Raw genomic sequence first — 12,790 nt, forward strand, 5'->3', positions numbered from 1 at the left:
CGCCCTCGCCGTCGCCCTCGCCCCCGCCCCCGTCGGACGGCCGACGGCGGGCGAGGGCGATGTCGTCGTCGCTCAGGACGAGGAAGAACAGTTCGGCCGCCGCGCGCCGCACCAGTTCGTGGCCGCTGCGCAGCGGCGTCCGCTCCAGCTCGGCCCACAGGACACGGTGGCCCTCCGCGGCCTGCCCGGTGATCGCCAGGGCGTGGGTCAGCCGCAAGGTCCACAGCAGCCGCTCCTGCGGGGACCCGGCCCCGGCGACCGCGGGGCGCAGGTGCTCCACGGCGGACCGGGGGTCCCGGTACAGCTCCGCCAGCCCCAGGTCGGCCAGGATCTCCGCCCGGTCGTCGTCGGCCGGGGGCTCCTCCAGAGCGCGCCGCAGCAGCCGGGCGGCGCGCGGATAGCGGCCCGCGGCCAGCATCCGGCGGCCGGAGGCCCGCAGGATCTCCGCGTGCCGGGCGTCGCCCTCCGGCAGAACGGCCAGCAGATGCCCGGCCGCCTCGTTCAGCGCCTCGGGGCGCGCGATCAGCACTCCGGCGGCCAGGCTCTCCGCGCGGTGCCGCTCCGAGGGGCTCAGCCGCGCCCGGACGGCCCGGCGCAGCACCTCGGGCCCGATCAGCACGCCGTCGGGCCCGGCCGACAGATAGCCCAGCCGCTCCAGCAGGGCCAGGGTGTCGGCGGCCTCGGCCGCCCCCAGGTCCAGCAGCCGGGCGGCCTGCCGGGCCGGGACCGGGGTACGCAGCACCGACAGGGCCCGCACCGCCCGGACCGCCGCCGTGCCGTGCCGGGCGGCGCGGGACAGGACGGCGGCGGCCACGGCGGGCGGCGCGCACCGCCGTATCGCCTGCGCGGGCGGCAGCCCCGCCGGGGCGCGGGCGGCCGTCCGCAGCGTCTCGACGACCAGGCCGGGCGTCCCGTCCGTCACCGCGAGGCAGGCGTCCACCGCGGCTTCCACGTCGCCGTCCACCCATTGCCCCGCGAGCGCGGCGACTTCGGCACGGCCCATCGGCGCGGGCGACCACCGCAGCCGCCGGGCGGCGGTCACCACGTCGCCGAGGAGCTGGTCGTCGTCGGAGCACTCCGCCGGGTCGACGGACACGGCCAGCAGCAGCGGGAGGTGGTGCAGGCGGCGTACCAACTGGCCCAGTAATCGCAGGGACTGGGCGTCGCACCAGTGGGCGTCGTCGACGGCGAGCACCAGGGGCCGCTCGGCCGCCCGCTCCGCGACCAGCCAGTACAGCCGCTGCAGGGTCTCCCCGGGGGCGCCCTCGCGCACGGCGGCGAACCAGCGCTCGTCGCGCGGGACGAGCCGGTGCCGCTCCCGGGGCTCACCGGCGGGAGCGGGGAGCACGTCGAGCAACTGCCGTACCAGGAACCAGTCGTAGGCCGCCTCTTCCCGGCCGCACCGCACCAGTACCGCGTCCAGCGTCTCCCGTCGCCGCGCCGCCGCGACCAGGCCCTCCAGGGCGGTGCTGCGCCCGCTGCCCGGCCCGCCCTCCACGACCACCAGCCGCGCTTCCCCGCGCTCCAGCCCGTCCAGCAGCCCGCCGGTCGCACCGGGGCCGACGGAGGCCGGACTCTCCTGCGTACCTTCACCGTGCTCTTCGGACATGACGGCACGCTATACGGTCCGCACGCCCCGCCCCGGCCGGATATGACGGTTAGTTCCCGTACCGGTACGTGTAGCCGCCGCGGGCCCGGCCGGGAGATACCTGGAGCCGGTCGGCAGCGGCCGACGTCCGAGGAACACCGGAAGGGGACAGGGGTGCGGGAGATCAGCCTCAGCGCCGAGCAACGCAAGCTGGTGCTGTACCACCGGCTCTATCCGGGAGACACCGCGTTCACCCTGGCGCACGCGGAGCGCATCCGCGGGGAGTTCGACGCGGAGCGGCTGCGCGACGCCCTCGAACTCATCCTCTCCGAGAGCGTCGGGCTGAACCTGGTCTTCCGGCAGGGGGCCGGGGGCGAGTCCGGCTACCGGCACCCCGGGCGGCCGGTGGTCGGCATCCTGGACGCGCCCCCGGACCTGACGGCCGAGGAGGAGGCGGCCGCCGTGGCGGCGGAGATCGGGCGCGCGGCGGAGCGGCCGCGCACCCCGGACGAGTGGCCGCAGTACGAGGTGACGGTCCACCGCGGACGGCACGCCGGTTATCTGGGCGTGGTCTGCTCGCACCTGGTCAGCGACGCGATCACGATGTTCAACATCGCGGAGATGGCCTCGCGGCTCTACCAGGGGCACGGGCTGAGCCCGGAGCATCTGGCCGGGCTGCGCCACCAGCCGGTGAACACGATGAGCCCGCACCGGACGGCGGCCGCGGTGAGCGCGTACCGGCAGCTGCTGAGCGGGGTGTCCCGGCTCTCCCACGAGGAACTGGCCCAGAAACGCCGGGCCGATGGCGGGCTGCCGGGAGTGGTCCGGCAGGTCCCGCTGCCGCCCGACCTCGACACGGCGCTCCGCACCAGCGAGCTGACCCTGCGGTCGGGGGCGTACACCGTGTTCCTCGCGGCGCACGCCGTCGCCGTGTCGGCGCTGACCGGCCGGCCGGACGTGGTGGTGGGGGTGCCGCTGGCGACCCGGCGCAACTGGCAGCAGATGTTCGCCCTCGGGTACTTCATCAACACCCATCCGCTGGCGCTGAACCTGGCGGACATCGACACCTTCGCGGACCTGTGCGAGGTCATCGCGGTGCGGGTCCGCACCATGCTCCGGCACAAGCTGCTCGATCTCACGGAGCACGCCCCGCAGGTGTTCGAGGGCCGCCGGACGCCGGCCCTCCAGATGGACAACGCGATCACCCACTACCGCAAGGCGTATCCGCTGGATCTGCCGGGCTGCGCCACCGACACGCTGTTCGTGCCGCGGAGCCTGGTGCGCTATCCGCTGGCGGTCAATGTCCGCGAGAGCGACCAGGGCTTCGGCCTCGGCGTCGAGTACGCCGAGCGGCTGGCCCCGGCGGACCCGGCGGCGATGCTGATCAACGTGGTGCGCACGGCGGTGGCCGATCCGCTGGTGCCGCTGTCCCGGATACCGGTGCTCGGCCCGGAGGCCGACCGCGCGCTGGACGCCCTGGTCAACGACGTCCGGCCGCGGCGCGATACCGGCACCGTCGACGCGCGGTTCCGCGCCGCCGCCCGCGCGCATCCCGGGCGGACGGCGGTCACCGACGCGACGGGGGAGTGGACCTACGCGGAACTGGACGACGCGGTCTCCCGGGTCGCGGACGCGCTCGACGAGGGCGGCCACGGACCGCGGGTGGCCGTGGCGCTGCCGCGCGGCAGGGAGCTGATCGCCGTCCTCCTGGGGGTGCTGCGCTCCGGACGTACGTACGTACCGCTCGACCCCGACGCACCCGCCGGGCGACTGCGGCACATTCTGGGCCAGCTCCGGACCTGCACCGTGGTCGCCCACCGGGAACTGCCCGGCTCCGAGGGCCGACCACGCCTGTCGGCGGCCGAGTTGCTGGCGGGCGGGCCCGGCAGGCCGGACCGGGGGCGGCCCGGCCGGGGCCCGTCCCCCGACGACGTGGCCTACATCATCTTCACCTCCGGGTCGACCGGCACGCCCAAGGGCGTGGAGGTGACCCATCGCAACGTGACACGGCTGTTCGCCGCCTCCTCGGAGCACTACGACTTCGACGAGAACGACGTCTGGTGTCTGTTCCACTCGTACGCCTTCGACTTCGCGGTCTGGGAGATGCTGGGGGCCCTGCTGCACGGCGGCCTCCTCGTCGTGCCGGACGAGGACACCATCCGCTCCCCCCTCGGCTTCGCCCGGATGCTCGCGGACCGGGGCGTCACGGTCCTCAACCAGACCCCGTCGGCCTTCCGCAGGCTCACCGAGGTCCTCGACGCCGCCACGGCGGCCCGGCTCCTGGTGCGCTGGGTGGTCTTCGGCGGCGAGGCGCTGCGCCCCGGCACCGTGGGTCCCTGGACCGCGCTGATGGGCGGCCGGGCCCGGTTGGCGAACATGTACGGCATCACCGAGACCACGGTGCACACCACGTTCCACGAGATCGACCCGGCCACCGTGGACGGCGAGGACAGCGGCGTGATCGGCAAGCCGCTGGCGGACCTGCGGATCTCCGTCGTCGACCGCGACCTGAACCGCTGCCCGGCCGGTGTGCCCGGCGAGATCCTGGTGGCGGGCGACGGCGTGGCGCGCGGCTATCTCGGCCGCCCCGAGCTGACCGCCGAGCGCTTCGTGACCGGCACGCGGTACGGGGACCGGGTCTACCGGACGGGAGACCGCGGCTATGTCAGGGCGGACGGCAACCTGGTCTACCTGGACCGGATCGACCGCCAGGTGCAGCTGCGCGGCTACCGGGTGGAGCTGGGCGAGGTCGAGACGGCGCTGCGCGGCGTACCGGGTGTGAAGGACACGCACGTCGCGGTGTACACGCCGGACGGCAGCGAGCCGCTGCTGGCCGCCTGGCTCGTCGCGGACGAGGAACCGCCGGACGAGACCGTGCTGCGGGGGCTGCTGCTGGACCGGCTGCCGGTGTACATGCTTCCCGCCCTGTACGTCCCGGTCGCGGAGTTGCCGCTGACCGTCAACGGCAAGGTCGACGGGGCCGCGCTGCCCGCCCCGGCGGCCCCCCGGGAGGCCCCGGCCCCTGGCGCCGACGGCGGGGTGGCCGAGGTCGTCGCGAGGATCTGGGCGGAGGTCATCGGACGCGACACGGTCGGCCAGGACCTCAGCTTCTTCGAGGCGGGCGGCACCTCGATGCACGTGGTCCAGGTGCACCGCAGGCTCACCCGGGAACTGCCGGACGCCCGGCTCGACATGGTCGAGCTGTTCGAGTACCCGACGCCCCGGCTGCTCGCCGCCCGCCTGAACCGGGCGGACCCGGCGACCGCCCTCACCGCGACCCGCCCCGGCGGACGGCCAGCGGCCCGCAGGGCCCCTGCGGACGGCGGACGCAGACGGGCGGCACGGGCGGCGGCCCGCGGCACAGCACCCGGCGCGGCGAAGGAGGAGACGACCGATGAGTGAGGAAACCAGCGGCCAGGAGGCGGTGGCCGTGGTCGGCATGGCCGGACGGTTCCCCGGGGCCGGGTCGGTGCCCGAGCTGTGGCAGAACCTGCTGGACGGCAAGAGCGCCGTACGGCGGTTCACGGCCGAGGAGCTTCGCGACGCGGGGGTCCCGGACGACCTGGCGGCGCATCCGTCCTACGTCCCGATGGCGGCGGCCCTCGACGGCATCGAGCTGTTCGACGCCGAGTTCTTCGGCATCCCTTCCCGGGAAGCCCAGTTGACGGACCCGCAGCAGCGGCTGTTCCTGGAGACCTGCTGGGCGGCCCTGGAGGACGCGGGGCATCCGCCGGACCGGTTCGACGGCCGGATCGGCGTATTCGGCTCCAGCAGCATCAGCACGTATCTGCTCGGCCTGGTCGCGGCGGGCGAGGAACTGCCGCCGGACGGCATCAGCTACCCGCTGCTGCTCGGGAACGACAAGGACTTCCTCTGTACCAGGGCCGCCCACCGGCTGGGGCTCACCGGCCCGGCCGTCACGGTCCAGACGGCCTGCTCCTCCTCGCTCGTCGCCGTGCATCTCGCCGTGCAGTCCCTGCTCGCGGGCGAGTGCGACATGGCGCTGGCCGGCGGGGTGAGCGTCAGCGTGCCGCAGCACACCGGCTATCTGTACCGCGAGGGCGGCATCCTGTCGCCGGACGGCCGGTGCCGGGTCTTCGACGCGGCCGCCAACGGCACGGTACGCGGCAGCGGCTGCGGTGTGGTCGTGCTGCGCCGCGCGGACGACGCGGTCGCGGACAGGGACCGGGTGAACGCGGTGATCCGCGGCAGTGCCGTGAACAACGACGGCGCGGACAAGGTGGGGTTCACCGCGCCCAGCGCCGCGGGCCAGGTCGAGGTGGTCCGCGAGGCCGTCGCGGTGTCCGGCCTGCCGGCCGGTGCCCTCGGCTACGTCGAGGCCCACGGGACGGGCACGGCACTGGGCGATCCGATCGAGATACGCGCCCTGGCCACCGCGCACGCCGCCGACGGGGACCCGCCGAAGGCGTGCCACCTGGGAAGCGTGAAAGCCAACCTCGGGCACCTGGACGCGGCGGCCGGTGTCACCGGCCTGATCAAGGCGGTCCTCGTGCTGCGGGAGCAGATCGTCCCCGGCCAGCCCGGCTTCACCGCGCCTGGCCCCGGCATCGAGCCCCACCTGGACCGCTACCGCGTCTCGGCGGAGCCGGTACGGCCGCTCTCCCCGATCCGGGCGGCGGCCGTCAGCTCCTTCGGGCTGGGCGGCACGAACGCCCATGTCGTCCTGGCCGCTCCCGCGCCCGCCGGGGAACGCCCCGTACCGGCGGGCACCCGGCTTGCGGTGCTGTCCGCCCGGGACGCGGAGGCGCTGGCGATGCTCGCGGCGGAGCTGCGCGACCGGCTCGCGGACCGGCCGGACGTCCGCCTGGACGACATCGCCTTCACGCTGTCCGAAGGGCGTACCGGCTTCGCTGCCCGTACCGCGCTGCGGGCCGGTTCCGTGCCCGAACTCGTGGGCCTGCTGGGGACGGTGGCGGCCGGCGGCGATGTGCCGGACGACCCGGCCGCGGCCGCCTGGCTGGCCGGGGGCGAGCTGGCGCCCGGGGCGACCGGCGACCTCGGCCACGCCCGGCGGGTGGCGCTCCCGGGCCACCCGATGCGCCGCGGGCGGCACTGGATCGACGTACGGCCCGCGTCGGGGGCGGCCCCCGCGACGCAAGGGCCCCGGGCCGAGCCCCGGCTGGCGGAGCGGGTCCGGGAGGTGCTGACCCGGATGCTGGACGCCCCGGGACTGGGGCCGGACGACGACTTCTACGACCTGGGCCTCGACTCGATGCGCGCCGTGGAGACCGTCACCCTGCTGCGGGACACCACAGGACTGCCGCTGAGCTTCGAGGAGTTCGACGGTCTGCGTACGCTGACGGCGGTGGTCGGGCACCTGACCGCGCTGGCCGGTTCCGCCGACGGCGGTACGGCCCTGCCGGATCCGGCAGGGCCGCGGGCGACGACGGGGACGGGACCGGGGACGGCGGCCCACCGGCATCTGCTCTCCCGGATCCGGGAGGGGTCGGCACCGGGCCATGTGTTCATGGTGCCTCCGGCGGGCGGCACCATCGCCGCCTACATCGACCTCAGCCGCCATATGAGCGACGAGCGGACGCTGTGGGCGCTGACGCACCCCGCGGGGAAGCCCGGGGAGCACCGGTCGGTCCGGGAGCTGGCCCTGCTGTACACGGAGCTGGTCCGCGAGGTGCAGCCGAGCGGCCCGTACCTCCTGTCGGGGTACTCCTTCGGCGGCAGCGTCGCCCTTGAGATGGCGGCGGTCCTGGAGCGGGCGGGGGAGCGGGTGGAGCGGGTCGTCATGCTGGACTCGCATCCGCCGGAGGCGTACGTCGGCGGCTCGGCGGACCGCCTCGCCTTCCTCGCGGCCTTCCCCACGCTGATCGGCCAGATACTCCCCGGGACGGCGCCCGGGGCCGCCGATCGCGACGCCCCCGCGCCGCGCTCCGTCGAGGAGGCCGTCGAACGGATCGGGGACCCCGACTGGTCGGCAGCGGTCAAGGCCGAACTGGCGGGGTTCTTCCACACCTGGCAGGACAACCACGAAGCGCTCAAGCGCTGGTTTCCCGACCGGCGGCCGGGCGCGGACATCGTGGTCCTGGCCGCCGAGCGGGAGGAGAACCGCGACATCATGCGCGCCCTCGACATCCGCGTCGCGGACCGCGCGCTCTGGGCCCGGCACAGCGCGGGCCGGGTGGAGGTGCGCCACGTGCCCGGCGACCACTACTCGATGATCCGCGCCCCGGAGAACATCCCGCACCTCGGCGCGGCCTTCGACCGCGCTCTCCGGGGCGTCTGACCGCCCCCGGCACCACCGGGAGGGTGTCCGGCCGTCCCCGGCGCCCTCCCGGCCACCTCTCGCCCCGCCTCCCGGCCGGGGCCGACCCGAAGGGAATCACCGTTGTCAGCCCGTATCGCCACCGGCCAGGCGCTCAAGCGTTCGCTGACCGAGCAGGCCGCCCGTATCGCCGAGGACTCCGGCATCACCCCGACCGTGGCGCTGCTGCGCGTCGTCCACGACGACCCGATGCTTCCGGTCAACTTCCGTCTGCACCGGAAACTCTTCGGCGAGGCGGGGTTCCAGGTGCGCCCGTACGAACTCGCCGCCGATACCGACTGGGAGACGCTGCGGTCGCTGATAGAGCGGCTGAACGCGGATGACGACGTGGACGTGATCCTCGTCCTCATCCCGTTGCCCGCGCAGCTGGACATCCGGTCGGTCCTGGCCACCATCGCCCCGGCCAAGGAGGCCGAGGGACTGCACCTGGACCACGTGATGCGGCTCAACCCGCTGAGCGCCCTGCCCGCCACCCGGATTCCCGTGGTCCCGACCGCGGTGGTGCATCTGCTCGACGAGATCGGCTACGACCCGGACGGCCACGAGGTCGTCGTGCTGACCGACCCGGAGCTGACCGAGACCAATCCGGTGGCGAAGATGGTGGCGCGCATCGCCGCTTTCGCCGCGCTTCCGCCGAACGCCTCGGGCTGTGTCGTCCCGGTGACCCACCCGAGGGCCCGGGAGCTGGCCCGCTCGGCGGACCTCCTGGTGGTCTCGCTCCAGCGGCCCGCCGCGGTGACGGCCGAGTGGATCAAACCCGGAGCCGTGGTGATCGACTTCAACCCGGTCTTCGTGGGCTTCCGGCCGAGCCGGAGGCATCCGGGCCGTCAGGTGCCCCATCTGGTCGGTGGGGTGGAGGTGGAGTCCGTCAGCGAGGTCGCGGGCGTCGTCGTCCCCGCTCCGGGCGGCGTGGGGCCGGTCATGCTCGGCGCTCTGGCCCAGCAGATCGTCACGGCGGCCGTCACCCGCAGGGCCGGTACGGCTCGGGCGACCGCCCCGCCACGGAATTGAGCAGACCGGAGCAGGGCAATCGCGCCCGGCGGAGTGCGACGAGAAAGGCAAGATATCGCCCTGCTCGGTGTGCCTGATGGGGCGTACTATCCCTCTCGGTATTGATGCGGATCGCGTTTCTCCGATGTGAGCCATATGTCTGTCCATGCTGAGCACCATGCCCGAGCGGCGTTTTCTCGGGCCCGCAGAGACACCTGCGCAGGGTTTTCATCGGGCCCCCGCGTGAAATCTCCCGAGGGTCGTGGAATGAGGAGGTCGCATGACTGCCGTTGCACGTGTTGCGGAGACATCCGAGCATGACATCGCGCCGTTGCCCGCGCCGCGAGGCGTGGTGACGGAAGCCCTGGTCGACGCGTTGAAAGGGGAACCCGGCCCCTTCCCGATTCCCGGTGTGGCGGCGAGCGATCCCCTCGCCGACGACGATCTGCATCTCGCTCTTTATGTCTGCTACGAACTGCACTACCGCGGATTCGCCGGGGTGGACGACCGCTGGGAGTGGCACCCCTCGGTCCTCGACCTGCGGGGGCGGTTGGAACGGGAATTCGAGACCGCTCTGCGCGAGCGGTTCGGCGTCGGGGAGGCGCCGGCCGACGGCGATGCCGTGGCCGCGCTGAAGGGGATCGCCGCACAGCCCGGTCCGCCGCTGTCGCGCTACCTGCGCGATGAGGCCACCCTGGAGCAGTTACGGGACTACCTGATCCACCGCTCCCTGTACCAGCTCAAAGAGGCCGACCCGCACGCCTGGGCCATTCCGCGAATGACGGGCCGGGCCAAGGCGGGCCTGCTGGAGGTCGAGTTCGACGAGTTCGGCAGCGGCAGGGCCGAGCGCATCCACGCGGTGCTGTACCGCAACTCCATGGACGCGATGGGCCTGGACATCGGCTACGGAGCGTATCTGGACGCGGTTCCTGGCCTGGTCCTGGCGACGGTCAACATCAGCTCGATGTTCGGGCTGCACCGGCGGATGCGGGCGGCCCTCGCGGGCCATCTCGCGATCTCGGAGATGACCTCGGCGCTGGCCAACAAGAACGCCGCGGACGGGATGCGCAGGCTCGGGCTCGGGGACCGGGTCACCGAATTCTTCGACGAGCACGTGACCGCCGACTCCGTGCACGACGTGATCGCACTGCACGACATGGTGGGGGGCCTGTTGGAGCAGGACCCCGGGGCGGCGCGAGAGGTGCTCTTCGGCGCCACGGCGTGGACGGGTATCGACGCCTTGTCCAGCGAGTACCTGCTCGACCGCTGGCGCAAGGACGAACCCTCGCTGCGGCCTGACCACCTCGGTGGGGCGCGACCGTGAGCGGACCGACGGCGCGTCGCCGCCTCCGGTGACGCGGTCGGGCCGGGGACGGTGCGGAAGGACGCTCGGCTCCGCGTCTTTCCGTACCGCCCCCGGGGCGGTACCTTCGCCGGGACCTTCACCAGGGCCTTCGCCGGGACCTTCGCCAGGACCTTCACCAGGACCGCGGGGAGGTCCCGGCCGGGACGCTAATCCGCCTCGCGCCGACGCTGTCGGGCCGGGTCGCGAAAGCGGATGAGCTTGTGGGTGCTGTCACACCACGGCTTCTGGGCCGACAGCCCGCAGCGGCACAGCGCGACCACCGGTCGGGTGACCTCGATCTCGTTGCCGTCGGCGTCGACGACACGGTCCGCGCCACGTATCAGGTAGGGCCCGTCCGGGTAAGCGGAAACCACGCATTCGAGTGGGCGTCGCAAGGCATTCTCCTCTTCGCTCGGGGTCATCGGCGGTGGTCGGTCGTGGTGCTTTCCGCGATCAGCTGTTTGACCACGGCGGCGACGGTGCCGCTGTGGCCGAAGGCGCGCAGCTGCCGGTCGGCGCCGTTCCCCCGGCTGAGCACCTCGTGTGCCAGGCGCGCGATCTCCGCCCAGTCGCCGGCCTCCGTGAGCGGGGCGCGCACATGGTCCAGGAACCGGTTCACGAGTTCGGCGGCCGGGACGAGTTCGGCGGCCACGGGATCCACCAGCTGTCCGGTGAGCCCGAAACGGGCGGCACGCCATTTCGCCGCGTTCAGCAGTTCGAGGGGCACCTCGGGGGCCGGGTCGCCCTGGGCGATCTCGGTCAGGCACCGCTGGACCAGGGCACGGGACAGACCGGCCTGGAGGACGGCTTCGTCGACGGTGGTGCAGGAATCGGCGATGCGGAACTCCACCGTGTGGAACCGGGTGCCCGGCCGGACGTCCCAGAACACCTGCCCGGTATCGGCGCTGGTCCCCGAGGTGACGAGACGGCGTACCCGGTCACAGTGCTCGGCGTACGAGGACAGGGTGGGCGGCATACCGGCTATGGGCCAGCGAGCCCACAGGGTGCTTCGGTAGCTCGCGTACCCGGTGTCCGTCCCCGTCCAGAACGGTGAACTCGCCGACAGCGCCAACAGGGCGGGCAGCCACGGGCGTACGCGGTTCACCACCTCCACCGCTCTGTCCCGGCCCTCGACACCGACATGCACGTGACAGGCGCAGACCAGATGTTCGTCGGCGAGCCGCGCGTAGGCGCCCGCGATGTGGTCGAAGCGGGGGCGGGAGGTGAACCCCTCCCGCCGCCAGTCGGCGGGAGGGTAGCTGCCCGAGGCGACGATCGTGGTCCCCGCCCCGGCGGCGGCGCTGATCAGGGTCTCCCGCCGGGCGCGGAGGTCGGCTCGCAGTTCGGTCAGGCTCCAGCAGATCCCCGTGCGGCTCTCGATCATGCAGCGGCGCAGCTCCGCGGTGTAGTCCTCGGAGCCGTCCCGGCACACCCTGTCGAGGAGGGGGCCGCTGTCGGTCAGCCGGTGGGTCTGGGCGTCGACGACGAAGTACTCCTCCTCGACGCCCAGGGACAGGGCTCCGCGCACCGTCGGCCGCTCGGGTCCCTCGTCCTGCGGGTCAGACGTGAAGGCGTTGGTGCTCATCGGGCAGATTCACCATCCGAAGGGGGACACGGGTCGGAAAGCCGTCGAGCGTTTCCAGCAGCGGTGTCCGGGACCGGCAGGCCGTCTGGAGCAGCGTCAGCAGCTCCTCGGGGGGCGGAGCCGCGTCCGGCGTGCTGTCCCGCCGTCGGCAGGAGAGGCCGACGACGATGTAGTAGGGGGCCCCGTCGTCGATCCGCAGCAGCGGACCTTCGCCCGTCGCCTCCAGGGCGCTGACTCTCGCGATGTTGGCGACGGTGTGGTCGCCGAGGCGGAGCACGCCCAAGGTGAGGGCGGAGAGCTGATAGCCGTGGTCGTACAGGAGGTTCGCCGCCTGCCGTGGCGAGGTGTAGCTGCCTATGGTGACGGCGAGATCGGATCCGAGCGCTTCCGCGTGTCCGACCACCCGCCTGACCAGGTGCAGACCGTCGGCGCCGCCGTCGATGGACCGTCTGCCGACCCCGTCGGGGGACGGCAGCGGGACGTAGGGCGGGTTGCTGGTGATCACGTCAGGAGCGGTGGAGAAGGGGCTCGCGTCCAGCAGTTGGGCGGGTGAGAGCGCGCTGTAGTCGGCGCCGCTGAAGGACACCCGTCCCCGCGGGTCCTCCGTCGCGTGGTGCTCGATGCCCCAGGCCACGCTGTCGTCGGAGATGTCGAAGCCGTGCACATGCCCCGCCCCCGCCCTGGCCACCGCCGCGGCCGGAGCGCCGCTGCCCGAGCCGAGGTCGAGCACCCTGGCGCCGGGGCGGATCAGGTCGACGGTGGCCCACACCCCGACCTCCGTGTCCACCGGGTCGAAGAACACGTTCGGCCGACCGGGCGGAACCCGGTCCGAGGGGCGCAGGTGGTGATAGTCGCTGATCCGCGTCACCGTCGGCCCGGCGCCGGTGGGCGCGGCCTCGGGACTGCCGGGGCCGCGTGTACGGAGATCGGTGGTCGAATTGGCAGAGCGATGTGTCGCGTCGTTCGGTGGCGGAGCGCCCACCC

The 12,790-nt window shown here is 73.5% G+C and carries 8 protein-coding genes; 4 read left to right on the plus strand and 4 right to left on the minus strand.

Features of this window, described 5'->3' with window-relative positions; all coding sequences use genetic code 11:
- On the minus strand, nucleotides 1-1,609 hold a 1,609-nt coding region (locus DVH02_RS24145), incomplete at its 3' end, for an AAA family ATPase (protein WP_147286117.1).
- 153 nt (nucleotides 1,610-1,762) lie between these two features.
- Between DVH02_RS24145 and DVH02_RS24150 the strand changes: the two genes are divergently transcribed.
- From DVH02_RS24150 to DVH02_RS24165, 4 genes are all read left to right on the plus strand, one after another.
- Nucleotides 1,763-4,990 (plus strand): non-ribosomal peptide synthetase, encoded by a 3,228-nt coding sequence (locus DVH02_RS24150; protein WP_158575931.1) that lies wholly within the window; start codon nucleotides 1,763-1,765, stop codon nucleotides 4,988-4,990.
- Complete coding sequence (locus DVH02_RS24155) at nucleotides 4,983-7,847, plus strand: beta-ketoacyl synthase N-terminal-like domain-containing protein (RefSeq protein ID WP_114625938.1); 2,865 nt, start codon at nucleotides 4,983-4,985, stop codon at nucleotides 7,845-7,847. The genes DVH02_RS24150 and DVH02_RS24155 overlap by 8 nt, the downstream gene beginning before the upstream one ends.
- A 102-nt stretch (nucleotides 7,848-7,949) precedes the next feature.
- Complete coding sequence (locus DVH02_RS24160; protein ID WP_114625939.1) at nucleotides 7,950-8,897, plus strand: tetrahydrofolate dehydrogenase/cyclohydrolase catalytic domain-containing protein; 948 nt, start codon at nucleotides 7,950-7,952, stop codon at nucleotides 8,895-8,897.
- Nucleotides 8,898-9,156: 259 nt separating this feature from the next.
- Nucleotides 9,157-10,200: an iron-containing redox enzyme family protein gene (locus tag DVH02_RS24165; RefSeq protein ID WP_114625940.1), complete on the plus strand. Its 1,044-nt coding sequence runs from the start codon at nucleotides 9,157-9,159 to the stop codon at nucleotides 10,198-10,200.
- 188 nt (nucleotides 10,201-10,388) lie between these two features.
- Here the strand turns inward: DVH02_RS24165 and DVH02_RS24175 are convergent, their stop codons facing one another.
- From DVH02_RS24175 to DVH02_RS24185, 3 genes are read right to left on the minus strand one after another with little or no spacing between them, the layout of a single operon-like run.
- The gene (locus DVH02_RS24175; protein ID WP_114625942.1) at nucleotides 10,389-10,643 is read right to left on the minus strand and encodes a CDGSH iron-sulfur domain-containing protein; all 255 of its coding nucleotides are present in this window, start codon (nucleotides 10,641-10,643) and stop codon (nucleotides 10,389-10,391) included.
- Nucleotides 10,640-11,806 carry a carboxylate-amine ligase gene (locus tag DVH02_RS24180; RefSeq protein ID WP_114625943.1) on the minus strand — a complete coding sequence of 389 codons (1,167 nt, stop codon included), beginning with the start codon at nucleotides 11,804-11,806 and terminating at the stop codon, nucleotides 10,640-10,642. The genes DVH02_RS24175 and DVH02_RS24180 overlap by 4 nt, the downstream gene beginning before the upstream one ends.
- Nucleotides 11,781-12,674 (minus strand): methyltransferase domain-containing protein, encoded by an 894-nt coding sequence (locus DVH02_RS24185; RefSeq protein ID WP_147286118.1) that lies wholly within the window; start codon nucleotides 12,672-12,674, stop codon nucleotides 11,781-11,783. Before DVH02_RS24185 ends, DVH02_RS24180 begins: the two co-directional genes overlap by 26 nt.
- Nucleotides 12,675-12,790 lie beyond the last annotated feature (116 nt).

Origin of the sequence: Streptomyces corynorhini (assembly GCF_003346515.1) — a bacterium.
GTDB classification, from domain to species: Bacteria; Actinomycetota; Actinomycetes; order Streptomycetales; family Streptomycetaceae; genus Streptomyces; species Streptomyces corynorhini.